We start from the raw sequence: 23,357 nt of genomic DNA on the forward strand, positions 1-23,357 counted from the left end.
GGCAGACGCTCTTGATCCTGAGGCTTTTCGAAGGTCACTCGCGGAGGGAGTCATTTAGCGCCGCCCATAAAAAAACCCCGCCTAAGCGGGGTTTTTTCTACATCGGGGTACGGCTGGCTTACATCATGCCGCCCATACCACCCATGCCGCCCATATCAGGCATACCGCCACCGGCTGCCTTCTCATCAGCCACATCAGCAATCATCGCCTCAGTAGTGATCATCAGACTGGCGATCGACGAAGCAGCCTGCAGAGCAGAACGCGTCACCTTGGCCGGATCGAGAATACCCATCTCGATCATGTCGCCGTACTCGCCGCTCGCAGCGTTGTAACCGTAGTTACCCGTACCCTGCTTGACCTTGTCGACCACAACGCTAGGCTCGTCGCCCGAGTTCGCCACGATCTGACGCAGAGGCGCTTCAACCGCACGACGCAACAGAGCGATACCCACGTTCTGATCAGCGTTGTCGCCACGCAGTTCGGAAATCGCCTGCAGCGAACGAACCAACGCAACACCACCGCCAGGCACCACGCCTTCTTCAACGGCCGCACGGGTTGCGTGCAGGGCGTCTTCAACGCGGGCTTTCTTCTCTTTCATTTCAACTTCGGAACCCGCACCGACCTTGATCACTGCAACGCCGCCCGACAGCTTGGCCAGACGCTCTTGCAGCTTCTCTTTGTCGTAGTCCGACGACGTGTCGCCGATCTGCTGACGGATCTGCGCGATACGACCGTCGATGTCGGCACGAACGCCAGCACCGTCGATAATCGTGGTGTTTTCTTTGTTCAAGATAACGCGCTTGGCATTACCCAGGTGTTCCAGGGTAGCGGTTTCCAAGCTCAGGCCGATCTCTTCCGAGATAACGGTACCGCCAGTCAGAACAGCGATGTCCTGCAGCATGGCCTTGCGACGGTCGCCGAAGCCAGGGGCCTTGACCGCTGCAACCTTCACGATGCCGCGCATGTTGTTCACGACCAGAGTCGCCAGCGCTTCGCCCTCAACGTCTTCAGCCACGATCAGCAGAGGACGGCCAGCTTTCGCAACGGCTTCCAGAACTGGCAGCATTTCGCGGATGTTGGAGATCTTCTTGTCAACCAGCAGCAGCAGCGGGCTTTCCAGCTCGGCAACCATGGTGTCCGGCTTGTTGATGAAGTACGGGGACAGGTAGCCGCGGTCAAACTGCATGCCTTCAACGACAGACAGCTCGTTTTCCAGACCCGAACCTTCTTCAACGGTGATAACGCCGTCTTTGGTCACTTTTTCCATGGCTTCGGCAATGATGTCGCCGATGGAATTGTCCGAGTTGGCCGAGATGGTGCCGACCTGGGCAATTGCCTTGGTGTCGGTGCAAGGCTTGGACAGCTTCTTCAGCTCGGCAACAATGGCGATGGTCGCCTTGTCGATGCCGCGCTTCAGGTCCATCGGGTTCATGCCGGCAGCGACGGCTTTCAGGCCTTCGTTAACGATGGCTTGAGCCAGAACAGTGGCGGTGGTGGTGCCGTCGCCAGCGTCATCGTTCGCACGGGAAGCAACGTCTTTGACCAGCTGCGCGCCCATGTTTTCGAAACGGTCTTTCAGCTCGATTTCTTTGGCTACGGACACACCGTCTTTGGTGATCAGCGGAGCGCCGAAGCTTTTTTCGATGATGACGTTACGGCCTTTAGGGCCCAGAGTTGCTTTTACTGCGTCGGCCAGGACGTTGACACCAGCCAGCATTTTTTTACGGCCAGCATCGCCGAATTTAACTTCTTTAGCAGCCATGATCGTTATTCCTTAAATACTTTGTAGTAACGGGAAATGGGGTATCAACTCAGCCTTCGACGACCGCGAGAATTTCGTTCTCGCTCATCACCAGCAGGTCTTCGCCGTCTACTTTCACAGTGTTGCTGCCGGAGTAAGGGCCGAACACCACTTTGTCACCCACTTTCACGGCCAGCGCGCGTACTTCACCGTTGTCCAGGATGCGACCGTTGCCGACGGCGATGATCTCGCCACGGTTAGGTTTTTCAGCAGCCGAACCAGGCAGCACGATACCGCCAGCAGTTTTTGTTTCTTCTTCGCTGCGACGGATTACGACGCGGTCATGCAGAGGACGAAGCTTCATTGTCGATCTCCTAATTATGGTTTTTAAACGCCCGGTGCGAACACCGGCGGGTTAAAACATCCGGGCTTGCCGGTTACGGTTCGCGAGCGAACCGCAGAATACGGTCTGACGAAACGCGCCAGAAACCTTGCGGTGACCCATACATAAGGGCGAGCAAGCCGAATTCAAGGCTGACCCCAGAAATTTTTTGAAGGAAGTGTGGTCGCAAAAACGAACACGGCACCCGCGGGTGCCGTGTTGTGGTGGACGTGAATCACTTTTTGTCCAATGGCTCGAATTCGCCTTCGATCACTTCGCCCTCAATGACCTCAGGGCGGCGTGCTTCAGGACGGGCAGCGCCGGGGTGCATGGGACCCGGTGAATTCGCCGCATGCATGTTCTCGGCAAACGCACGCTGGCGCGCGGCCTGGGCCTCGGCGCGGTTGCGCACCTTGCCGACGATCAGGCGACGGGTAAACGGCATCAGAAACAGCAGGCCCAGCACGTCACTGATGAAGCCAGGCAGGACGAGCAAACCACCGCCGATGGTCATCATCAAACCGTCGAGCATCTGCTGGGCGGGCAGTTCGCCACGGGCGAGACTCTGGCGGGCACTCAGCGCGGTGGCCACACCGGCGATCCGCACCACGAACACACCGAGCATTGACCCGGCAACGACCAGCAGGAAGGTCGGCAGGAAGCCGATCGACATCCCGACTTTCACCAGCACGAACAGCTCGAGCACCGGAAAAAGCAATAAAAGCAGAAGAAAAACGCGCATCAAAGTGAGTTCCTAAACGGAAGAAGGCTTCCAGTAGACCTTACGTGAAGTCGCAAAGTCATTAATTCAAGCCTCGGCCTGTTCAAGTGTGGGCCATTTTTCAGCGTGAGCCAGTTGAATCAAGGCCTGGCGGACGTGTGTCGGCGTATTACAGGGTTCAGCGAAGGCCAGCCAGTGCAGACTTTGTCCCACGCGCAAATGCATGCCCTCGCTGTCGATGCCGACCAGCATGGCGGGCTCGGTCTTGGGCAAACCGGCCAGTTCGACGTAGTGTGCGATGGCCTTGGCGTGGTCGGCGTTCATGTGCTCGACCATGCTCACCTCCGCAGCCCCGGCAAATGGATTGGCCAGCGCTGCGTCGTCCAGCCAGTGAATCGCGCCAAAGCCGCCGATAAAGCGATAACGCACCGGCTTCAGCACCCAGAAATCGAAATCGTGGGCGCTGTGGTAACTCTGGGATTCCGGAAAATAGCGGTAGTAGCGCTGAGCGGCCGCTTCCGTCTGTGCCTGGTCGCTGATCTTCTCGGCCTCGGCCATCAGCGTGACGCGCCCCACCGCTTGCACATCTTCGGCGCCCCGTTCGCCCACCAGTAAAGAGCACTTGGCGTCGAGCTGCAGGTTGTGGGTGTGTTGCGCGATGCGGCTGATGAGGATCAGCGGACGGCCTTGATCATCCAGGCAATAAGGCACCACCGAGCCAAACGGGTAACCGGGCATCGACTTGGAATGGGTCGACAACACGCCACGGTATTCCTTGAGCAGCAAGGCTCGTGCTTGCCGGTTGGCGCTGGCGCTCATGTGGGGCTCCTGGGCAGTAAAACGAAGGCATCGGGGATGCGAAGCGGGAGACGGCGACGCATGCCACACGATAATCGTAATCGTGGGAAGGTGCCAGATTGGGAGGGAGTGACGGTTTGGCGGAAGGTTCGCGTAAAGAAAACGCGGTGAAAACTCAAGCCAGCCGGCGCGCGCAGATCAGAGGTTGACCTGCGCACGCTCAGGCATCGATAGCGCTGCTATTACCAGGAAACACCGAAACCGGCGGTGTAGCGGGTCTTGTCCAGGTCGCCGTTGTCGGAGCCGCTGATGATGTCCTTCTCAGCCTTGAGGTTGAGCGAGGCCCATTCGGTGACTTTGTAACGCAGGCCCACTTCCGTCTCGAGGCTGTAGTCAGCTACGCCGCTGATAGGCTTGCCGACTTCACCGTTGGTGAAGAATTCGACCTTCTTGCCGATCAGGTAACGGTTGTAGTCCCAAGTGCCGGACACGGAATAGAAGTTGTCCTTCTCACCGTTGGAATATTCGAAGTCAGTGCGGTTAAGCAGCGCACCGATTTTGAATGCGCCCAGCTCGTCGTCCCAGAACTGGTAACCCGGACCGGTACCGACGGTGCGCTGACGGGCCAGGTCTTCAATGGTGTCACGCTTGTAGGTGATGCGGCCGTCCCAGAACCACTTGTCCGTGAAGAACCGGTCCACCGAGTACTCGGCGTCCCAGTTATTGGTGGTGGTCAGGCTGTCCTGGGACTCGCGGTTGTACTCGCCCTTGGCGTTGTGGCGCCATTGGCCGTGGGTCGCTGAGGTCTTGAAGGCGATGTTGTAATCGTCGGTGTCGTTCTCGGCGCGCTGGAAGTCGAGCGCAGCGTCGACATTGCCCTTCCACACCAGATCAGTGACCACCGGCTTGGGTTTGATGATCTGCTGAATGCTCGCCAGCTCAACTGTCTTCGGTGCATCGCCATTGGCCAGCGTGACCTTGCCATCTTCGGCCGGCTGCAACGATTTGGAGACTTCGCCAGTGGTAGCGTCCTGCTTCACCAGAAGGTGCTGGTCACTTTCCAGCGTCTTGATTTCCTTCCAGTCCAGCGGGACGTCGCCTGCGTATTTGGTATTGATCAGCAGCTTGCCGCCGTCGAAGAACTTGATGGTCCCGGTCATTTTGTCGCCGTTTTTCAACCAGACGGTGTCAGCGAGCAATGGGGTAGAAGCAGTGGCAACAGCAACGCACAACAGGGTTCTGGACAACATAAGCAACGACAAGGCTCTGGTTCGCGGAAAATCGGGCATTATCCGAATGGACAACGTCTTGGCAATCGGCGGACCGCCGACACAGGTATGACTGACCGTCTAAGGCTTCTATAGTTCCTTGTCGAAAATTCCCGTTCATCCCTTTTACAGGAACGAATGCGTGATCGAACAAACACCGGCGCACGACGACCCTACCGGTCTCTCGCCCGCAGAGGCACGGCGCACGGCGCTCTACCTCACCTTGTATCAAGTGCCGGAAGGCAAAGTGGTCAGTTACGGTCAGTTGGCAGAGCTGGCCGGTTTGGGACGAGCGGCACGCTTCGTCGGCAGGGCGTTGAGTCAGTTGCCGGACGGCAGCAGCCTGCCCTGGCACCGCGTGATCGCCGCCGGCGGGCGCATCAGCCTGGCGCCCGGAACGGTGTCGGGAGAGGAGCAACGCGCACGGCTGCGGGCCGAAGGCGTGACCATCCGTAACAATCGTGTGGATATGCAGCGTCATGGCTGGCGCCCGACAGAGCACAACGGTTAGAGTGCGCGCTTTGTTTACGTAACCTGAGGCAGATTCCAGCCCATGCCCCGCAAAACCTGGCGCGCCGCGCTCGCCGCATATGCCAGCCCCTCTACGTTTGTGCTCCTGTTGCTCGGCTTTGCCGCGGGCATGCCCTACATGTTGGTGTTCTCGACGCTGTCGGTCTGGCTCCGTGAAGCCGGCGTCGCGCGTGAAACCATTGGCTATGCCAGCCTGATCGGCCTGGCCTATGCCTTTAAGTGGGTCTGGTCGCCGTTGCTCGATCAATGGAGCCTGCCTTTGTTGGGCCGGCTCGGCCGACGTCGTTCGTGGCTGGTGCTTTCGCAGTCGCTGGTCACCCTGGGCCTGATCGGGATGGGGTTCTGTGATCCGCAGCAGCACCTCTCGTGGCTGATCGCGATTGCGGTGCTGGTCGCGTTTTCTTCCGCGACCCAAGACATCGCCATCGACGCCTACCGCCTCGAAATCGCCAGCGACAGCCAGCAAGCGACTCTTGCCGCCAGCTACATGGCCGGCTACCGCGTCGCCGCCCTCCTCGCCACCGCCGGTGCGCTGTACTTCGCCGAAGGCTTCGGTTCGACCGGCTTCGCCTACAAACACTCGGCCTGGGCCGGCACCTACGTACTGTTTGGCCTGCTTATGGTGCCGGCACTGATCACCAGCCTGATCATGCGTGAGCCATCGGTGCCGATCCGCACCCAGCTGTCGGCGGTGCGTTACGGCTTTGCTCATCAACTGGCCTCGGTGTTCGTGCTGATCATTCTGCTGGTTTCGGTGCCGGCGATGTTCACCCAGCTGTACAACACCGATTTCGCCAGCGTGCTGTTCCAGGGCACCACCTGGAAAGACCTGCTGATGGAAGACCGCGCCTTTCTGCGCGCGATTCTCTACACGCTGCTGACCGTGGCCTGCCTGTCGTCCATGGGCCGACGCGGCCTGGCGCCGGTGCTGACGCCGATCAACGACTTCATCCTGCGTTATCGCTGGCAGGCGTTTCTGCTGCTGGGGCTGATCGCCACGTATCGCATGTCCGACACGGTCATGGGCGTGATGGCGAACGTGTTCTACATCGACCAGGGCTTCACCAAGGATCAGATTGCCAGCGTCAGCAAGATTTTCGGGCTGGTGATGACGCTGGCCGGTGCGGCATTTGGCGGCCTGGCGATCGTGCGCTTCGGCATTCTGCCGATCCTGTTCATCGGCGGCGTGACCTCGGCAGCGACCAACCTGCTGTTCCTGATGCTGGCCGACATGGGCCCGAACCTGAAGATGCTGATCGTCACGATCTCGCTGGATAACTTCAGCTCGGGCCTCGCGACATCAGCGTTCGTGGCCTATCTGTCGAGCCTGACCAACCTCAAGTTTTCGGCCACTCAGTACGCGCTGCTCAGCTCGATCATGCTGCTGTTGCCGCGTCTGATCGGCGGCTATTCCGGGGTCATGGTGGAGAAGCTGGGGTATCACAACTTCTTCCTGGCGACCGCGCTGATGGGCGTGCCGACGCTGTTCATGATCGCCCTGCACTGGGCGCAGGAAGCACGCCGGGAAGCGCGGGAAGAAGCGGAAGAAGGCGAAGAGCCGGCCAAGCCTGCGGATTCAATTCTGTAGGGCGCACCCGATTCTGTAGGAGCGTGGCTTGTCCCGCGATCTAGCGCGCAGCGGCAGTCAATACGGTGAGTGCGGTGCGTCAGCAACAAAGGCCGTCGCAAGGTTTACGACTGCTGCGCAGCCGATCGCGGGACAAGCCACGCTCCTACGCCCTTCGGGCAGAAGCAAGCCTCAATCATGCAAAGGCACCAACACCTACTCAACAAAAAGCCCCGCACTCTCACGAGTCGGGGCTTTTTGGTTTCTGCGATCGAGCGTTAGGCCTTCGTAGGCTGCTCGTCCTGCACCACACGAATCACCCGTTGCGGAAACGGGATGTCGATGTTGGCCGCGCGCAGGCGGTCGCGGATTTCAGCGTTGAAGCGGTTCGACACGTCACCGAAGTCACCGGTCTTGGTCCACACACGCAGGGATACGGTAATCGAGCTGTCGCCCAGTGCCGCGACCACCGCCTGTGGCGCCGGGTCCTGCAGGATGCGCGGGTCATCCGCCATGTCCATCAACACTTGCAACGCCTGCTTGAGGTCGGCGTCGTAGTCGATGCCCACGTCGAAGGTGATCTTGCGCGTTGGCTGACGGTTGGTGTTGGTGATGATGCCGTTGGACAGATTGCCGTTGGGCAGGATCACCGTCTTGTTGTCGCCGGTACGCAGCACAGTGTGGAAGATCTGAATCCCGTCCACGGTGCCGGATACACCCTGCGCTTCGATCCAGTCGCCAATGCGGAACGGACGGAAAAGCAGAATCAACACGCCGCCGGCAAAGTTTGCCAGGCTGCCCTGCAACGCCAGGCCGATGGCCAGACCGGCCGCACCGATCGCGGCGACGAATGAGGTGGTTTCAACCCCGATCATCGAAGCCACGCTGACGATCAGCAGGATCTTCAGAATGATGTTGGTGATGCTGCTGATGAAACCCTGCAACGCCAGATCGACGTGGCGCAGCGCCAACAGTGCACCCACCCGGGAAGTCAGTCTATTGATCAGCCACCAGCCGACCAGCAGGACGACCACTGCCAGCAGCACCTTGCTGCCGTATTGCATGACCATCGGGATCCAGGCCTGAGACGCTTTCACCAGATGGTCTACCTGGCCGTTTAAATCCAAGTCCATCTATTTCTCCTCTGAGTCGCGCATGGAAGGCTGAAGCAACGGCGCCGAGTGGGCCCATTGTTTCAGCGAGACCTGCATTCGGACGCACAGGAACCCCTCGGGTTCCTGAGTCAACATGAAATCGCAGGGCAAATCGCGGGGTAATCAGTCGCGGAAGTTGTTGAATTGCAGCGGCATGCCGAACTCGTGGCCACGCAGCGCAGCGATCGCCTCTTGCAGGTCATCACGCTTCTTGCCGGTGACGCGCACTTGCTCGCCCTGAATCGCGGCCTGAACCTTGAGCTTGGCCTCCTTGATGTGAGCGACGATCTTCTTCGCCAGCTCCTTGTCGATGCCTTCCTTGAGCGTGGCTTCCTGCTTCATGACCTTGCCGGACGCGAAGGGATCTTTCAGTTCCAGGCATTGCACATCGATCTTGCGCTTGACCAGGGCCAGCTTGAGGATCTCGATCATGGCTTCAAGCTGAAAACCTTCTTCGGCCGTCATCTTGATCAGCAGGTCTTTTTCCGTGAACTCGAAGCTGCCTTTGCCTTTGAGGTCGTAGCGGCGGTCCAGCTCCTTGATAGCGTTGTCGACGGCATTCGTGACTTCGTGTTTATCCAGTTCGGACACTACGTCGAACGAGGGCATGTAGATTCTCCAATTGATACGGCGCAGCTCAACATGTGGATGGAGCACGCCTGACTTGACGGTATGAAAGCCCGGTCATTATAACGAGACTTTTCCCACGTTCATGTGAGCCTGCGATGTTGATTTCGTTTTCCCCGCGCACCGAGATCTTCGTCGTCGGGGGTCATTTCTTTTGAATTCCGTGTGCTGGCACGTTCTGGGCGCAGGCAGTCTGGGGAGTCTCTGGGCCACGCGACTGGCCCGGGCGGGTCTGCCGGTGCGGTTAATCTTGCGCGACGAGGCCCGACTGGCGGCCTACGACGCGCACGCCGGTCTGGCGCTTGACGAGAATGGCCAGCGTCAGACGTTTGCCATTGCGGCGCAGACGGTCAGCGCGGATGAACCGATCCGGCGTCTGTTGGTGGCGTGCAAGGCCTACGACGCTGAACGCGCCGTTGCAGCCGTCGCCCATCGCCTGACCGACAAGGCTGACGTACTGCTCCTGCAAAACGGTCTGGGCAGCCAGGAAGCGGTAGCCGCCATGATCCCGCACGCGCGCTGCATTTTTGTCTCCAGCACCGAAGGCGCCTACCGCGATGAAGACTGGAGCGTGGTATTTGCCGGACAGGGCTCCAACTGGCTGGGCGACACACCGCACGGCGCGGCGCCGGCCTGGCTGGAAGACCTCAGGCAGGCAGGCATCCCCCATCAATGGACCGCTGACATCGCCGAACGCCTCTGGCGAAAGCTCGCGCTCAATTGCGCGATCAACCCGCTCACCGTGTTGCATCAATGCCGCAACGGCGAGCTGCTGGCCCATGCAGGAGAAGTGACGGCGCTGTGTGCCGAGCTCGCCCGCGTGCTGCAACGCTGCGGTCAGCCCGGCGCGGCTGACGGTTTGCTGCAGCAAGTGCAACAGGTGATTGCCGCCACCGCCGGGAATTATTCCTCGATGTATCAGGATGTCGCCAATGCCCGTCGCACCGAAATCCGCTACCTGCTCGGGCATGTCTGCGCGACGGCGGACGCCCTCGATTGCCCGGTGCCGATGCTGAACCAGTTACGCCTGCGCCTGATCGAACACCTCAACGCCCGGGGCCTGCCCAGCGACTGACGGGTTTGCTCACGGGCGGAACAGCGCTAACCTGCCCGCTCCTCATTCCGGTGACCTGCCCCATGCCATTGCGCCAGCGCCTCGAAAACCTGCCGGTCGGTCAAAAGCTTCTGGCCGCCTTGCTGGTGTTGCTCACCACCGTGCTGGTGGTCGCCAACCTGACCTTCATCAGCGCCGCCTATTACATCTCCCAGGAAGCGATGGCGCCCCAGGCCTTGCAAACAATCGGTCGGCTGATCAGCAATCCCGGGCTTTCCGAGCAAGCCTTGTCCTCGACCTCTAACGCCCAGGCGCTGCTCAAGGAACTGAAAAACTACGGCCCATTACGGGCGGCAGCGGTGTACGACGGCAGCGGTACCCGTCTGGCGCAGATGCAGCAAGGCGACAAGCTGCGCATGCCCGACCACTACCGGGATCTGGAGAGCTGGCGCGTCACCGAGTTTCGCAACACTCAGGTCATCCCCATTCCCAAAGCGGGGCAAGCGCAGGGGCATCTGTTGCTGGTCGCCAGCAGTGAATTGCCGACGGCGTTCTACACCGGCACGCTGACCGCCAGCCTCGGCATCCTGATCTTCAGCATCCTGCTCTGGGCCGGCGTTGCCCGGCAGATTCGGCGCTTTATCACCGAACCGATCTACCAGCTGGAAGACCTGTCGCGGCGGGTCACCCGCGAGGAGAACTACGCGCTGCGGGCGACGCCCGGCAACAAAGACGAAATCGGTTCGCTGGCCGAGGCATTCAACACCATGCTCTCGCGCATGGAAGCCCGTGAGCAGCAGCTCAGACGCGCCCGCGATGAATCCCAGGACGCCTACGATCAGGCGCAGGGGCTGGCGGAAGAAACCCGTCACACCAACCGCAAGCTTGAGCTGGAAGTTCAGGTGCGCAGCAAGATCGAGAAGAAGCTCACCGGCTTTCAGAACTACCTCAACAGCATCATCGACTCCATGCCGTCGGCGCTGATCGCCCTGGACGAGCAGCTGTATGTCACCCAGTGGAATCAGGAGGCCGGCGCCCTGTCCGGTACGCCGCTGGATGAGGCGCTCAACCAGCCGATTTACTCGGCCTTCCCGCCAATGCGGGCGTTTTTGCCGCAGATCAAACAGACCGTCGAACGACACACCGTCACCAAGATCGAGCGCGTCACCTGGGTCAAGGGCGAAGAGTCCCGCCATTACGCCCTCACCTTCTACCCCCTGACCGGCGATGCCGGGCGTGGCGCGGTGATCCGCATCGATGACATCACCCAGCGCCTGTCGCTGGAGGAAATGATGGTGCAGTCAGAGAAAATGCTTTCGGTGGGTGGTCTGGCCGCTGGCATGGCCCACGAGATCAACAACCCCCTCGGGGCGATCATGCACAACGTGCAGAACATCCGCCGTCGGTTGTCACCCGATCTGCCGAAGAATCTGGAACAGGCCGAGCAGGAAGGTATCCAGCTGGCTGCGGTGAATCAGTACCTGATCGCGCGCGAAGTGCCGCAGTTGCTCGACGGCATTCAGTCAGCCGGAGCGCGTGCGGCGAAGATCGTCAGCCATATGCTCAGCTTCAGCCGACGCAGCAACCGTCAGTTGGCGCCTTGTGATCTGCCGGCATTGATCGATCAGGCCGTAGAGATCGCCAGCAACGACTTCGACCTGACCATCGGTTTTGACTTCAAGGGCCAGAACATCATTCGCCAGTTCGACCCTGCTCTGGGCCCGGTGCCTGCGACGGCGAACGAACTGGAGCAAGTGCTGCTCAACCTGTTGAAGAACGCCGCTCAGGCCATTCACCAGCGCGAGAACGCCAGCGAGCCGGGGCGCATCATCCTGCGTACGCGCCTGAACCCGCCGTGGGCGGAGATTCAGGTCGAGGACAACGGCATCGGCATGCCGGAAAGCGTGCGCAAGCGCACCTTTGAGCCGTTTTTCACCACCAAAGAAATCGGCCAGGGCACGGGCCTCGGGCTGTCGGTGTCGTATTTCATCATCACCAACAACCACAAGGGCCAGATGGAAGTGCATTCCACCCTCGGCCAGGGCACCTGTTTCACCTTGCGCCTGCCGCTGGTGGACAATTCGATAGATATGCCTGCACCACAGGTCATTGGTCAGAACGACCGGGAGTAGAGCCATGGGATTTCGCTTGTCGAAAATTTACACGCGCACGGGTGACACCGGCGAAACGGGCCTGGGCGATGGTCGCCGAGTGCCGAAGGATCATCCGCGGGTCGAGGCGATCGGGGAAGTTGATTCGCTGAACAGTCAGGTCGGCGTGTTGCTGGCCGGCCTTTCGGCAGCAGTCGCGACTCATCCGGCGCTGCAGGAGGTCATCGACGTATTGGCGCCCTGTCAGCATCGGTTGTTCGACCTGGGTGGCGAGCTGGCGATGCCGGAATACAAGGCGCTGAATGCGGCGGAGATCGAGCGCCTGGAAACGGCCATCGATCACTGGAATGAAGAGCTGGGGCCGCTGGAAAATTTCATCTTGCCGGGCGGCTCGACGTTGATCGCCCAGGCCCACGTTTGCCGGAGCCTGGCGCGCACGGCGGAGCGGCGTTGTCAGCACCTCAACGCGGTCGAGCCACTGGCCGGCGTCGGGCTGGCGTACATCAATCGGCTGTCGGATCTGCTGTTTGTTGCGGCGCGGATCATTGCCCGACGTGAGGGCGTGGCAGAGATTTTGTGGGAGCCTGCGAAGAAACCGCAGTGATTTGGGAGACAGTGCTGCGGTGCTGAGGGGCTACTGTCCTGACGTGCTGCTGTCCTGACACACCGCAACTCAGCTGGCAAGCGCAAATCCTGTAGGAGTGAGCTTGCTCGCGAAGACTGCATTTCAACCATTAGAGATCTAATGGATTTACAAACCTCTTCGCGAGCAAGCTCACTCCCACAATGATCCCATTCGCCGCTGAATCTGCGGTGTAGCAACCTTAGATCTCGCGGCTCGGACTTCGACAGCTGTCAGCCCTGCGGCCAGAACGCGCGAATTCCGGCCACACCCTGCGCACCACATTCCCATGCTTGCTGGCGATCCGTCGGCCCTGCCCCGCCCAGCAGATAAACCGGCTTGCTGAAGCCCTCGATCAACTCGCGGGCCTTTTCCCATCCCAGCGGCTGGGCATCTGGATGGCTGTGGGTTGGCAGCACGGGCGAGAGCGTGACGAAATCCACGCCCATCTGCTCGGCCAGACTCAACTCTTCGGCGTCGTGACACGAGGCCGCCAGCCAACGGTCTTCGGGAAACGGACGGCCCTTGCTGGCGTATTTGCGCAGCTGTTCGCTGGTCAGGTGCCAGCCCGCTGCCGGAAAGTCACCAAGCCATTCGCGCGGTCCTTTGAGCATCAACTGCGCCTTGCCCGCGCATAGCCCGACCGCGTCCACCGCCACGTCACGGTATTTCGGGTCGTACATGTTCGGCGCACGCAGCTGAACCAGCTTGATGCCGCCGGCCACTGCCGTGCGTATACCGCGCAACAGCTCCGGCGTGTCCAGATCGTCCGGGGTGATGAGGTACTCACCCGGCAAACGCGCAGCGGCCACGATCGGCCGATTCGCTGCCGGGAATTCATACTCGGCCAGCTCCCGCTGCGATACCCAGGCCAGCGGTTGCCCTTCAACACCGTCGGGCTCGCCGGTGAACGACGAGACTTCCCAGACATCCAGCAACACCTGCTTGTCCGGGTAGTCGTGCTTGATCTTGATCAGCGGACGCGCCGCAGTCACGACGATGCCCAGCTCTTCGTGCAGCTCGCGGGACAGCGCTGCTTCGACCGACTCATCAGGTTCGACCTTGCCGCCGGGAAACTCCCACAAGCCGCCTTGATGCTGTTTGTCGGCGCGTCGTGCGATGAGGATCTTGCCGTCGGTGCCACGGATCACCGCCGCGGCCACATGGATGCGTTTCACGTTCAACCTTCCTCCAGACCCGCCTGCTGCCAGCGCTTGAACTCAGGCCACTGATAAATCGTTTCGACGTAGGCTGCCGCGTCTGCGGGCAACTCGACGTGATAGGTACGAAAGCGCACGGCGACCGGTGCGAAGAACGCATCGACGATGCCCGGCGTGCCGAACAGGAAACCTTCACTCACACCCGACACCGCGCGGCATTCACGCCACAGCGCAACCATGCGGTCGATGTCTGCCTGAGCTTCGACCGAAATGACTTCCAGCGCCTCGTCCTGGCGCAAATCCATCGGCAAACGCGAGCGCAGTCCGACAAAGCCGCTGTGCATTTGCGCGCATGCCGACCGGGCCTGAGCGCGGGCAGCAACGTCCGCCGGCCACAACCCTGCATTCGGAAAACGCTCTGCCAGGTACTCACAGATCGCCAGTGAGTCGACGATAGTGCCGTGCTCGCACTTCAGCGCAGGGACTTTACCGGTCGGCGAATGCTCAAGAATCAGCCGCGTGGTGTCGGCCTGATTCAGGCGAATCACCTGATCGGTGAACGCCTCGCCGGTCAGCGCAAGCGCCAGCCAGGGGCGCAACGACCAGGAGGAATAACGTTTGTCGCCGATGATCAGATGCAGGCTCATGTCTTGGCTCCGTTGAAACCGGTGGACTCGCTCGTGACTCAGGTGCGGTATTCCGCGTTGATTTTCACGTATTCGTGCGACAGGTCGGTGGTCCAGATGGTCTCACTGCAATCGCCACGGCCCAGCTCGATGCGGATGGTGATTTCTTCCTGTGCCATCACCAGCGAGCCTTGCTCTTCAGTGTAGGTGCTGGCGCGGGCGCCCTTGCTGGCGATGCAGACGTCACCCAGAAACACGTCGATCTTGCTCACGTCGAGGTTCGGCACGCCTGCGCGACCCACGGCCGCCAGGATGCGTCCCCAGTTCGGGTCCGACGCGAACAGCGCGGTTTTGATCAATGGCGAGTGGGCCACGGTGTAACCGACGTCCAGGCATTCCTGATGATTGCCGCCGCCGTTGACTTCAACGGTGACGAACTTGGTCGCGCCCTCGCCGTCACGGACGATGGCCTGAGCGACATCCATGCAGACCTCGAAGACGGCTTTTTTCAGCGCTTCGAACAGTGGACCCTTGGCCTCGGTCACCGCGGGCAAATCGGCCTGGCCGGTGGCGATCAGCATGCAGCAGTCGTTGGTCGACGTGTCGCCGTCGATGGTGATGCGGTTGAACGACTTGTTGGCGCCGTCACGAATCAGGTCCTGCAGCACGTCCGGCGCCACCTTGGCGTCGGTGGCGATATAACCAAGCATGGTCGCCATGTTCGGACGAATCATGCCCGCGCCTTTGCTGATGCCGGTCACAGTGACGGTCACGCCATCCAGCACGAACTGACGGCTCGCACCCTTCGGCAGCGTGTCGGTGGTCATGATGCCGGTGGCCGCCGCAGCCCAGTTGTCGACGGACAAATCATCCAGCGCCGCCTGCAGCGCGCCTTCGATCTTCTCGACGGGCAATGGCTCGCCGATCACGCCGGTGGAAAACGGCAGCACGGCGCTGGCATCGACCCCGGTGATCTCGGCCAGCTTGGCGCAGGTGCGCTCGGCAGCGGCCAGGCCCGGTTCGCCAGTGCCGGCGTTGGCGTTGCCGGTGTTGGTCAGCAAATAGCGCACCGCGCCTTGCACGCGCTGCCTGGCGAGGATCACGGGTGCCGCGCAAAAGGCGTTGAGCGTGAACACGCCTGCAACGCTGGAGCCTTCGGCGCAGCGCATGACGACGACATCTTTGCGCCCCGGGCGCTTGATGCCGGCGGAAGCGATGCCGAGTTCAAAACCGGGAACCGGGTGCAGCGTCGGCAAAGGACCAAGACCAACAGCCATGAAGTGCGCTCCTTGAAAGACAGTCACGCCATGCGGCCTCGCCGACACGGCTCGATTGATTGAAAAACGCCGCGACGGCTAAGCCGGTCGCGGCGTGATGTTACAGGTCAGCTACAGCTCGTCGCGATGGCCGAATCAGCTGATCTGGCCGTGGCAGTGCTTGAATTTCTTACCCGAACCACACCAGCACAATTCGTTGCGACCCAGCTTCTGGTCGTTGCGAACCGGTGACAGTGCAGCCGCAGCCGCTACCGCGACGTCCTCACCCTCTTCGGCGAGCAGGTCCGGCTGATCCAGACCCGGTGCTTCGGCGTGCTGGAACTGCATGCGCTGGGCCAGCTCCTCGGCTTCGCGGCGCAGGCGTGCCTCTTCCTCGGCCGGATCTTCGCGGCGAACCTGAACGTGGGACAGCACACGAATGGCGTCGCGCTTGATCGAATCGAGCAGCTCCTGGAACAGGGCAAACGACTCGCGCTTGTATTCCTGCTTCGGGTTCTTCTGAGCGTAACCGCGCAGGTGGATACCGTGACGCAGGTGATCCATGGTCGACAGGTGGTCTTTCCACAGGTCGTCCAGCACGCGCAGGAGAATCTGCTTCTCGAACGTGCGCAGCGCCTCGGCACTGGCCTGGTCTTCTTTCTCGTTGTAGGCGGCCAGAATGGCTTCCATCAACTTCGGACGCAGGGTGTCTTCGTTGAGGTGATCGTCTTCGTCGAGCCACTGCTGAACCGGCAGCTTCACGCCGAAATCGCTGCTCAGCGCGGCTTCCAGACCCGCGACATTCCACTGCTCGGGCAACGACTGCGGCGGGATGTGCGCGGTGATGGTGGCGTCGAGGACTTCTTCACGGAACTCGGCAATGGTGTCACCAATGTTGGTCGCAGCCAGCAGGCTGTTACGCATGTGGTAGATCACTTTGCGCTGTTCGTTGGAGACGTCGTCGAACTCGAGCAACTGCTTACGGATGTCGAAGTTGCGGCCTTCGACCTTGCGCTGCGCTTTCTCGATCGCGTTGGTCACCATGCGGTGCTCGATCGCTTCGCCGGACTGCATGCCCAGCGCTTTCATGAAGTTCTTCACCCGGTCAGAGGCGAAGATCCGCATCAGGCTGTCTTCCAGCGACAGGTAGAAGCGGCTCGAACCGGTGTCACCCTGACGACCCGCACGGCCACGCAGCTGGTTGTCGATACGACGGGATTCGTGACGCTCCGAAGCGATCACGTGCAGACCACCCGCTTCAATCACCTGCTGATGACGCTTCTGCCAGTCGGCCTTGATCTGCGCGATTTGCTCAGGGGTCGGGTCTTCCAGGCTGGCCACTTCAACTTCCCAGTTACCGCCCAGCAGAATGTCGGTACCGCGACCGGCCATGTTGGTGGCGATGGTCAGCGCGCCCGGACGACCGGCCTGGGCAATGATTTCAGCTTCTTTTTCGTGGAACTTGGCGTTCAGAACCTTGTGCTCGATGCCTTCCTGCACCAGCAGGCGGGACATGTGCTCGGAGGTTTCGATCGTCGCCGTACCCACCAGCACCGGGCGTTGCTCGGCCAGACAGGCCTTGATGTCGGTGATGATCGCCGCGTACTTCTCTTCGGCGGTCAGGTACACGAGGTCGTTGAAGTCTTTACGCGCCAACGGCTTGTTCGGCGGAATGACCATCACGGCCAGGGCGTAGATCTGGTGGAATTCGAACGCTTCGGTGTCCGCGGTACCGGTCATGCCGGACAGCTTGTTGTAGAGACGGAAGTAGTTCTGGAAGGTGGTCGAGGCCAGGGTCTGGCTCTCGGCCTGAATGTTTAGGCCTTCCTTCGCTTCGATGGCCTGGTGCAGGCCTTCGGACAGACGACGACCCGGCATGGTACGGCCGGTGTGTTCGTCGACCAGCAGGATCTGGCCGTCCTGAACGATGTACTCGACGTTGCGATGGAACAGCTTGTGGGCACGCAGACCGGCATAAACGTGGGTCAAGAGACCGAGGTTGTGCGCGGAATAGAGGCTCTCGCCTTCAGCCAGCAAGCCGACTTCGGTGAGCATCTCTTCGATGAACTGGTGACCGGACTCGTTCAGCTCGACCTGACGGGACTTCTCGTCGATGGAGAAGTGGCCCTGCTGGGTGACCTGGCCTTCCACTTCCTCGATGTGCTGCTCGAGCTTGGGGATCAGCTTGTTGATTTCGGTGTAGAGCTTGGAGCTGTCTTCGGCCTGGCCGGAGATGATCAGCGGTGTACGGGCTTCATCGATAAGGATCGAGTCGACTTCGTCGATCACGGCGAAATTCAGCTCACGCTGGAATTTGTCTTCCAGGCTGAACGCCATGTTGTCGCGCAGGTAATCGAAACCGAATTCGTTGTTGGTGCCGTAGGTGATGTCGGAGGCGTAGGCGGCGCGCTTCTCTTCCGGCGGCTGGAAAGGTGTTACCACGCCTACGGTCAGACCGAGGAATTCATACAGTGGGCGCATCCAGTTGGCGTCACGACGGGCCAGGTAGTCGTTCACCGTGACCACGTGCACGCCTTTGCCGGACAGTGCGTTGAGGTAGACCGCGAGGGTCGCGACGAGGGTCTTGCCCTCACCGGTACGCATCTCGGCGATCATGCCTTCGTGCAGTGTCATGCCGCCGATCAGCTGTACGTCGAAGTGACGCATGCCCATGATGCGTTTACCCGCCTCGCGGCAGACCGCGAAGGCTTCGGGCAAGAGCTGGTCGAGGGTCTCACCTTTGGCTATGCGGGCCTTCAACTCGTCGGTCTTGGCGCGCAGCTGTTCGTCCGAGAGGGCGAGCATTTGCTCTTCGAAGCTGTTGACGACCTGTACCGTCTTGAGCATGCGCTTCACTTCGCGCTCGTTCTTGCTTCCGAAAAGTTTTTTTAACAAAGGTGCAAACATATCGAAAGGATCTTCCACACATAGGGATGGAGGGCGGCCCCGTGAGTCGCCCGAGCAGCCCTCATGGCCGCATGCGAACGAGCATTCTACCCGGAAATGGTGGTGAGGAAAGTGGCGTTATTCCACGATGCTGGCACAGCAATGTTACGGGGCAGAAGTACAATAGGGTCATTTCCCGTGACTTCAACCCATGCGGGTGAGAAGTTTTATTAATGTTTTTTCATGATCGCGCCGTGCATTTGCACCCGGAACGCCTGACCTAAAGGTGCTTCAATCGATTCTGCTAAGATCACGCCCTGGCAACACAAGGCACCCCACCATGGCATTTCGTCCCCTACCGGCGCGCGCACCGGCTGTTCTCCTGCGCGAAGCCCGGCCGCTCAAAGCCATCTTCAACCACGCCCAACGCCTCGCGCACTTGCAGCGGCTGCTGGAAAGCCAGCTGCAACCCGCCGCGCGCGAGCACTGCCACGTGGCCTCCTGGCGCGAAGGCACCCTGCTGCTCATCGTCACCGACGGCCACTGGGCCACCCGACTGCGCTATCAACAGAAGCGCTTGCAACGGCAACTGGTAGCGTTCAAGGAATTCGCCAACCTCACCCGGCTGCAACTGAAGGTACAGCCCGCGAGAACCCACCGGACCGAGATGGGGCATACACGCGATCTGTCGGTTGCAGCGGCCGAAACCATCTCCGCAACGGCCGAAGGCATCACCGACCCGAAACTGCGTGCTGCCCTGGAACGGCTGGCAGCGCATGCGACCCCGAAAGAGGCTGGGGGATCATAAGCCTAGAACATCCCAGTGTTCGCACTGGCCCCTTCCCGGCTAAAGCCGGTCCTACATGAACACCGCGTGCGGTCAGTAGGGCCGACTCCACTGTAGGACCGGCTTCAGCCGGGAAGCCTTTGATCTGCTTTTGATCTTCGTGCACAAGAAGTCCAAACGCCGCCAAACGCGACTTGGGTGCAGGCTGAGCGGAGGTCTCGCGCAGTGGGCAGAGCCGCATGGATGCGGCGAGAGCGCCGTCAGGGCATGGATGCCCGTTCGGCGCGGGCCCACGGAGCGAGACCGGAGTGAAGGAACCCGACGAAGTCGGGCCAAACCAGGAGCAAAGCGTTTTTGGTTACTTTTGGGGCGCTCTTGCCAAAAGTGACCCGCCGTAAGGGCGGAACCATAATTTCAGCAAACACAAAAAACGGATATGTACGCTCTCTAATAGACCAGCCACAAAAAAGGCCACCCGAAGGTGGCCTGAAAACAACAAAACTAGGAAGAAGAGACTGTTTACACCGCCGCAACGGGGCGCATGTAAGAGATCGGTGCGGTGCTGGCATCTTCGAAGGTCACAACTTCCCAAGCGTCTTCCTGAGCGATCAACGCACGAAGCAAACGATTGTTCAGACCGTGTCCCGACTTGAAGCCCTGATACTCGCCGATCAGACTGTTGCCCAACAGATACAGGTCACCGATGGCATCCAGAATCTTGTGCTTCACGAACTCGTCTTCATAACGAAGACCGTCCTCGTTCAACACGCCGTCCTTGTCCACGACGATCGCGTTTTCAACGCTGCCGCCCAGAGCAAGGTTATGTTTACGCAGATACTCGATGTCTTTCATGAAACCGAATGTCCGCGCACGGCTCACTTCTTTAACGAACGAAGTGCTGGAAAAATCCACACAAGCCGTTTGCGTACGGTTCTTCAGATAAGGGTGATCGAAATCGATCTCGAACCCTACCTTGAACCCTTCAAACGGTAAGAACTTGGCGGACTTGCCGTCTTCTTCTACGCACACTTCTTTAAGTATGCGGATGAATTTCTTCGGTGCGTCCTGTTCTTCCAGGCCAGCCGATTGAATCAGGAATACGAAGGGACCTGCGCTGCCATCCATGATTGGAACTTCGGAGGCAGAAAGTTCAACGTAGGCGTTATCGATGCCAAGACCGGCCATGGCCGACAGCAAGTGCTCGACCGTATCGACCTTCACGTCGCCATTGAACAGCGTCGTGGAAAGCGTGGTGTCACCCACATTCAACGCGTGAGCGTTGATCTGGACCACCGGCTCAAGGTCGGTACGGAAAAACACAATGCCAGCGTTCACAGGTGCTGGTTTGAGGGTCAGGTAAACCTTCTCCCCCGAGTGCAGGCCGATACCTGTGGCACGGATAATATTTTTCAGGGTGCGTTGTTTAATCATGGCATTGGCCGCTTCAGCGCGTATCGCGAATTAGTATCAACAAAGGCTGGCGATGATAGCAGACCCCGCCTTTGCTGAACACCAATCACCCTTATACCCCTGATAGAACCCATTAATCAGCCTGACGACGCAGGAACGCTGGAATATCCAGATAATCCAGATCGTCTTGCGGGTTCATCTTCGCGGCGGCTGTTGCGCCCGCGTGTGCCTGATTGCGCATCACGGTTGGACGGTCCAGATCGCGGTAGTTGACCGAAGGCAGCTCCTGGCGTGCGGCGTGTTGCTGCGCAGGTGCGGCTTGAGCGGTCTGCATGGTGTTGTCGATGACCTTCACAGGCTTCTCGATTTTTGCACCCAGGCCAGTGGCAACCACAGTCACGTGCAGCTCGTCGCGCATGTCCGGATCGATAACGGTACCGACCTTGACCATGGCGTGCTCGGAGGCGAACGCTTCGATGATGCTACCCACGTCGGAGTACTCACCCAGAGACAGGTCAGGACCGGCGGTGATGTTGACCAGAATGCCGCGAGCGCCTTGCAGGTTCACGTCTTCCAGCAACGGGTTGCGGATCGCCGCTTCGGTGGCTTCACGCGCACGGTTCGGACCGCTGGCGCAGCCAGTGCCCATCATCGCCATGCCCATTTCGGACATCACGGTGCGGACGTCGGCGAAGTCGACGTTGATCATGCCCGGACGCTTGATGATGTCGGAGATACCGCGAACGGCACCGGCCAGTACATCGTCAGCCTTGGCGAAAGCCGACAGCAGGCTGGCGTCTTTACCGAGGATGGTCAGCAGCTTCTCGTTGGGAATAGTGATCAACGAGTCGACGCTTTCGGACAGCGCGCGGATGCCTTCATCGGCGATCTGCATGCGCTTGCGGCCTTCGAACGGGAACGGACGAGTGACGACCGCAACAGTAAGAATGCCCATTTCCTTGGCCACTTCAGCAATGATCGGCGCAGCACCGGTACCGGTACCGCCGCCCATGCCAGTGGTGATGAAGACCATGTTGGTGCCTTGCAGCACTTCAGCGATGCGCTCGCGGTCTTCCAGTGCAGCCTGACGGCCGACTTCAGGATTTGCACCTGCGCCCAGGCCTTTGGTCACGCCGGTACCCAGTTGCAGGATGGTACGTGCGCCAATGTTTTTAAGGGCCTGAGCATCGGTGTTGGCGCAGATGAACTCGACGCCTTCGATGTTGCTTTTGACCATGTGATTGACTGCGTTGCCGCCGCCACCACCAACGCCGATAACTTTAATTACCGGGCTTTGTGGGATGTTGTCTACGAGCTCGAACATGTTCCCTCTCCTTCAGTTCTCTAGTTTTATGTCGCCTGTTGCCTGCCTACCACTTTTTGAATCTTAGAAATTCCCCTGAACCCAGCGTTTCAGACGCTCTAACACTGGGGCCTTCGGTTCATCGCTATAACTGCTACCGGAGCCGGAAAGGCCGGACAGCGAGATGCCGTCAGACTGCTTTTGCAGTCCGTACAGCAACAGGCCGACGCCGGTTGAGTAGATCGGGTTGCGGACAACGTCCGCGAGCCCTTTGACACTGTGCGGCACGCCAAGGCGGACCGGCATGTGGAAGATCTCTTCGGCCAGTTCGACCGCGCCTTCCATTTTCGAGGTGCCACCGGTCAGCACGATGCCGGCCGGGATCAAGTCTTCGTAGCCGCTGCGACGCAGTTCGGCCTGAATCAGGGTGAACAGCTCGTCATAGCGTGGCTCGACCACTTCGGCGAGGGCCTGGCGGGACAGTTCACGGGGCGGACGGTCGCCGACGCTTGGCACTTTGATGGTTTCACCGGCGCCGGCCAGTTTGGCCAGGGCGCAGGCGTAACGGATCTTGATCTCTTCGGCGTACTGGGTCGGTGTACGCAGCGCCATGGCGATGTCGTTGGTGACCTGGTCGCCGGCAATCGGGATCACCGCGGTGTGACGGATCGCGCCTTCGGTGAAGATCGCGATGTCGGTGGTGCCGCCGCCGATGTCTACCAGGCACACGCCCAGCTCTTTCTCGTCGTCGGTCAGCACCGAGTAGGCCGAGGCCAGTTGCTCGAGGATGATGTCGTCGACTTCAAGGCCACAGCGGCGCACGCATTTTTCGATGTTCTGCGCAGCATTCACCGCGCAGGTCACCACGTGAACCTTGGCTTCAAGACGCACGCCCGACATGCCCAGTGGCTCGCGAACGCCTTCCTGGTTATCGATGACGTAGTCCTGCGGCAGCGTGTGCAGCACGCGCTGGTCAGCCGGGATCGCCACAGCCTGGGCAGCGTCGAGCACGCGTTCAAGGTCGGCCGAGCTGACTTCGCGGTCGCGAATTGCCACGATGCCATGGGAGTTCAGGCTGCGGATGTGATTGCCCGCAACGCCGACGAACGCCGAGTGAATCCGGCAACCGGCCATCAGCTGCGCTTCTTCTACGGCGCGCTGGATCGATTGCACGGTGGACTCGATATTCACCACTACGCCCTTCTTCAGGCCGCGGGACGGGTGAGTACCGATACCGACGATTTCCAGCGTGCCATCAGCCGCGACTTCGCCTACCAGCGCCACCACTTTGGAGGTGCCGATATCCAATCCGACGATCATTTTGCCGCTTTGCACGTTTGCCATGGGTCCTGC

General features: G+C 60.2%; 20 protein-coding genes. 6 read left to right on the plus strand and 14 right to left on the minus strand.

Annotation, left to right across the window (positions count from 1 at the left end):
• Positions 1-118: 118 nt before the first annotated feature.
• From groL to SLW75_RS15135, 5 genes are all read right to left on the minus strand, one after another.
• Positions 119-1,762, minus strand: a complete 1,644-nt coding sequence (gene groL / locus SLW75_RS15115) for a chaperonin GroEL (RefSeq protein WP_065992179.1) — start codon at positions 1,760-1,762, stop codon at positions 119-121.
• Between the two features lie 49 nt (positions 1,763-1,811).
• A complete protein-coding gene (locus tag SLW75_RS15120) occupies positions 1,812-2,105 on the minus strand; it encodes a co-chaperone GroES (protein WP_065992178.1) in 294 nt (97 codons plus the stop codon).
• A gap of 253 nt (positions 2,106-2,358) precedes the next feature.
• Positions 2,359-2,865: an FxsA family protein gene (locus tag SLW75_RS15125; RefSeq protein WP_065992177.1), complete on the minus strand. Its 507-nt coding sequence runs from the start codon at positions 2,863-2,865 to the stop codon at positions 2,359-2,361.
• A 66-nt stretch (positions 2,866-2,931) separates the two neighbouring features.
• A complete protein-coding gene (locus SLW75_RS15130; RefSeq protein ID WP_296308532.1) occupies positions 2,932-3,663 on the minus strand; it encodes a HugZ family protein in 732 nt (243 codons plus the stop codon).
• A 221-nt stretch (positions 3,664-3,884) separates the two neighbouring features.
• Positions 3,885-4,892: a DUF481 domain-containing protein gene (locus SLW75_RS15135; protein ID WP_065992174.1), complete on the minus strand. Its 1,008-nt coding sequence runs from the start codon at positions 4,890-4,892 to the stop codon at positions 3,885-3,887.
• Between the two features lie 160 nt (positions 4,893-5,052).
• Between SLW75_RS15135 and SLW75_RS15140 the strand changes: the two genes are divergently transcribed.
• Positions 5,053-5,421, plus strand: coding sequence for an MGMT family protein (locus SLW75_RS15140; protein WP_410934842.1), 369 nt, complete (start codon positions 5,053-5,055; stop codon positions 5,419-5,421).
• A 42-nt stretch (positions 5,422-5,463) separates the two neighbouring features.
• Positions 5,464-7,029 (plus strand): AmpG family muropeptide MFS transporter, encoded by a 1,566-nt coding sequence (locus SLW75_RS15145; RefSeq protein ID WP_296308535.1) that lies wholly within the window; start codon positions 5,464-5,466, stop codon positions 7,027-7,029.
• Between the two features lie 257 nt (positions 7,030-7,286).
• On the opposite strand, the gene SLW75_RS15150 is transcribed toward SLW75_RS15145, so the two are convergent.
• Both SLW75_RS15150 and SLW75_RS15155 read right to left on the minus strand, forming a co-directional pair.
• Complete coding sequence (locus SLW75_RS15150; RefSeq protein WP_065993168.1) at positions 7,287-8,135, minus strand: mechanosensitive ion channel family protein; 849 nt, start codon at positions 8,133-8,135, stop codon at positions 7,287-7,289.
• 150 nt (positions 8,136-8,285) lie between these two features.
• Positions 8,286-8,771, minus strand: a complete 486-nt coding sequence (locus SLW75_RS15155; RefSeq protein ID WP_065992166.1) for a YajQ family cyclic di-GMP-binding protein — start codon at positions 8,769-8,771, stop codon at positions 8,286-8,288.
• A 172-nt stretch (positions 8,772-8,943) separates the two neighbouring features.
• On the opposite strand from SLW75_RS15155, the gene SLW75_RS15160 reads away from it, so the two are divergent.
• From SLW75_RS15160 to SLW75_RS15170, 3 genes are all read left to right on the plus strand, one after another.
• Positions 8,944-9,864, plus strand: coding sequence for a putative 2-dehydropantoate 2-reductase (locus SLW75_RS15160; protein ID WP_410934843.1), 921 nt, complete (start codon positions 8,944-8,946; stop codon positions 9,862-9,864).
• Between the two features lie 62 nt (positions 9,865-9,926).
• Positions 9,927-11,975, plus strand: a complete 2,049-nt coding sequence (locus tag SLW75_RS15165) for an ATP-binding protein (RefSeq protein ID WP_410928478.1) — start codon at positions 9,927-9,929, stop codon at positions 11,973-11,975.
• Between the two features lie 4 nt (positions 11,976-11,979).
• A complete protein-coding gene (locus tag SLW75_RS15170) occupies positions 11,980-12,558 on the plus strand; it encodes a cob(I)yrinic acid a,c-diamide adenosyltransferase (protein WP_065992164.1) in 579 nt (192 codons plus the stop codon).
• A gap of 251 nt (positions 12,559-12,809) precedes the next feature.
• Here the strand turns inward: SLW75_RS15170 and SLW75_RS15175 are convergent, their stop codons facing one another.
• The 4 genes from SLW75_RS15175 to secA all read right to left on the minus strand — a co-directional run bounded on the left by SLW75_RS15175 (position 12,810) and on the right by secA (position 18,525).
• Positions 12,810-13,754, minus strand: coding sequence for a Nudix family hydrolase (locus SLW75_RS15175; protein ID WP_410934844.1), 945 nt, complete (start codon positions 13,752-13,754; stop codon positions 12,810-12,812).
• 2 nt (positions 13,755-13,756) lie between these two features.
• Positions 13,757-14,383, minus strand: a complete 627-nt coding sequence (locus SLW75_RS15180) for a glutathione S-transferase family protein (RefSeq protein ID WP_065992163.1) — start codon at positions 14,381-14,383, stop codon at positions 13,757-13,759.
• Positions 14,384-14,421: 38 nt separating this feature from the next.
• Positions 14,422-15,639, minus strand: coding sequence for a bifunctional glutamate N-acetyltransferase/amino-acid acetyltransferase ArgJ (gene argJ, locus SLW75_RS15185; protein ID WP_410934845.1), 1,218 nt, complete (start codon positions 15,637-15,639; stop codon positions 14,422-14,424).
• A 135-nt stretch (positions 15,640-15,774) separates the two neighbouring features.
• A complete protein-coding gene (gene secA, locus SLW75_RS15190; protein WP_192132759.1) occupies positions 15,775-18,525 on the minus strand; it encodes a preprotein translocase subunit SecA in 2,751 nt (916 codons plus the stop codon).
• A 319-nt stretch (positions 18,526-18,844) separates the two neighbouring features.
• Here secA and SLW75_RS15195 point away from each other — a divergent pair, with 319 nt between their 5' ends.
• Positions 18,845-19,312 (plus strand): DUF721 domain-containing protein, encoded by a 468-nt coding sequence (locus SLW75_RS15195; protein WP_410934846.1) that lies wholly within the window; start codon positions 18,845-18,847, stop codon positions 19,310-19,312.
• 498 nt (positions 19,313-19,810) lie between these two features.
• On the opposite strand, the gene lpxC is transcribed toward SLW75_RS15195, so the two are convergent.
• From lpxC to ftsA, 3 genes are all read right to left on the minus strand, one after another.
• Entirely contained in the window at positions 19,811-20,722 is a 912-nt protein-coding gene (gene lpxC / locus SLW75_RS15200; protein ID WP_065992158.1) for a UDP-3-O-acyl-N-acetylglucosamine deacetylase, read from the minus strand.
• Between the two features lie 112 nt (positions 20,723-20,834).
• Entirely contained in the window at positions 20,835-22,025 is a 1,191-nt protein-coding gene (gene ftsZ, locus SLW75_RS15205; RefSeq protein WP_074884474.1) for a cell division protein FtsZ, read from the minus strand.
• A gap of 63 nt (positions 22,026-22,088) precedes the next feature.
• Entirely contained in the window at positions 22,089-23,348 is a 1,260-nt protein-coding gene (gene ftsA, locus SLW75_RS15210; RefSeq protein WP_037014678.1) for a cell division protein FtsA, read from the minus strand.
• Positions 23,349-23,357: the final 9 nt, after the last annotated feature.

Origin of the sequence: Pseudomonas sp. W5-01 (assembly GCF_046540435.1) — a bacterium.
Classification (GTDB): Bacteria; Pseudomonadota; Gammaproteobacteria; order Pseudomonadales; family Pseudomonadaceae; genus Aquipseudomonas; species Aquipseudomonas graminis_B.

Excerpts from the sequence above, each read along its gene's own strand:
- groL (WP_065992179.1), bottom strand. The coding sequence starts at position 1,762 with ATGGCTGCTAAAGAAGTTAAATTCGGCGATGCTGGCCGTAAAAAAATG.
- SLW75_RS15120 (WP_065992178.1), bottom strand. The coding sequence starts at position 2,105 with ATGAAGCTTCGTCCTCTGCATGACCGCGTCGTAATCCGTCGCAGCGAA.
- SLW75_RS15125 (WP_065992177.1), bottom strand. The coding sequence starts at position 2,865 with ATGCGCGTTTTTCTTCTGCTTTTATTGCTTTTTCCGGTGCTCGAGCTG.
- SLW75_RS15130 (WP_296308532.1), bottom strand. The coding sequence starts at position 3,663 with ATGAGCGCCAGCGCCAACCGGCAAGCACGAGCCTTGCTGCTCAAGGAA.
- SLW75_RS15135 (WP_065992174.1), bottom strand. The coding sequence starts at position 4,892 with ATGTTGTCCAGAACCCTGTTGTGCGTTGCTGTTGCCACTGCTTCTACC.
- SLW75_RS15145 (WP_296308535.1), top strand. The coding sequence starts at position 5,464 with ATGCCCCGCAAAACCTGGCGCGCCGCGCTCGCCGCATATGCCAGCCCC.
- SLW75_RS15155 (WP_065992166.1), bottom strand. The coding sequence starts at position 8,771 with ATGCCCTCGTTCGACGTAGTGTCCGAACTGGATAAACACGAAGTCACG.
- SLW75_RS15165 (WP_410928478.1), top strand. The coding sequence starts at position 9,927 with ATGCCATTGCGCCAGCGCCTCGAAAACCTGCCGGTCGGTCAAAAGCTT.
- SLW75_RS15170 (WP_065992164.1), top strand. The coding sequence starts at position 11,980 with ATGGGATTTCGCTTGTCGAAAATTTACACGCGCACGGGTGACACCGGC.
- SLW75_RS15180 (WP_065992163.1), bottom strand. The coding sequence starts at position 14,383 with ATGAGCCTGCATCTGATCATCGGCGACAAACGTTATTCCTCCTGGTCG.
- argJ (WP_410934845.1), bottom strand. The coding sequence starts at position 15,639 with ATGGCTGTTGGTCTTGGTCCTTTGCCGACGCTGCACCCGGTTCCCGGT.
- secA (WP_192132759.1), bottom strand. The coding sequence starts at position 18,525 with ATGTTTGCACCTTTGTTAAAAAAACTTTTCGGAAGCAAGAACGAGCGC.
- SLW75_RS15195 (WP_410934846.1), top strand. The coding sequence starts at position 18,845 with ATGGCATTTCGTCCCCTACCGGCGCGCGCACCGGCTGTTCTCCTGCGC.
- lpxC (WP_065992158.1), bottom strand. The coding sequence starts at position 20,722 with ATGATTAAACAACGCACCCTGAAAAATATTATCCGTGCCACAGGTATC.
- ftsZ (WP_074884474.1), bottom strand. The coding sequence starts at position 22,025 with ATGTTCGAGCTCGTAGACAACATCCCACAAAGCCCGGTAATTAAAGTT.
- ftsA (WP_037014678.1), bottom strand. The coding sequence starts at position 23,348 with ATGGCAAACGTGCAAAGCGGCAAAATGATCGTCGGATTGGATATCGGC.